This window comes from Desulfobotulus pelophilus, assembly GCF_026155325.1.
Taxonomy (GTDB): Bacteria; Desulfobacterota; Desulfobacteria; order Desulfobacterales; family ASO4-4; genus Desulfobotulus; species Desulfobotulus pelophilus.
This window is the reverse complement of the sequence record NZ_JAPFPW010000079.1, coordinates 1-680: the sequence shown is the minus strand read 5'-3', so window position 1 is coordinate 680 and position 680 is coordinate 1. Positions and strand designations below refer to the sequence as shown.

The window sequence follows — 680 nt, the reverse complement described above, 5'->3', positions numbered from 1 at the left end:
CTCCCCATGATCACGCCTTCCTGAATTCCTTTTTCCTTTATATGCTGTGCCAGCATGACCGTGTCCTCCTGTTCTGTGATTTCCTGCAAGAGTGCTTCTTTTTCATCTTCGCTGATGGCGGCGTAGGTATCAATGAAATCCACGTACTTGTCGAACATGGCAAGGGAAGTCAGCTGATACAGCCCCACCCATGCCTCGCGGATAACCCTGCCGCGCTCTTCGGGCCTGTGGTTCATCTTCGGCAGAAGAATTTTCACCACAGGATTCGAAACAGTATAATGGTCTCTGGCCTCGTAGTCAAAAAGACGGACAAGCTGATATTCAAAAAGCAGGAAAACCCGGTCTCCCAAACGGCTTTCCAGCTTCCTTGTTACGTCTTTTTTCCATTTGCCCCGGCGGGTGAACAGCACCGTGGGAACCACACGGGCTTTGGGGTGGCTTTCCATGATGTCTGTGGCATAGCGAAGCAGGCGGTGGATGGAAAATTTCTGCTTGTCTTCCTGAAACTCCACCAGCCAGAGTATGACCTCCGCTTCTTTAAAGCGAAACAGAATGGGCATGTCCAGAGAAAGGTGGCCATCCGTAAGCTTCGGTTTTTTCGGCTCCTGACGGATGAACTCAAAGCTCTGCACAGGCCCCAGATGCTTCATGGCTTCGGGCAGCAGCCAGTCAAGGGATTC

Annotated in this window: 1 protein-coding gene; it reads right to left on the bottom strand. The window is 51.6% G+C overall.

What is annotated here, in order from left to right:
• Window positions 1–680 (bottom strand): RpnC/YadD family protein (locus OOT00_RS16120; RefSeq protein ID WP_265426447.1); only part of this gene is annotated, 680 nt, incomplete at both ends.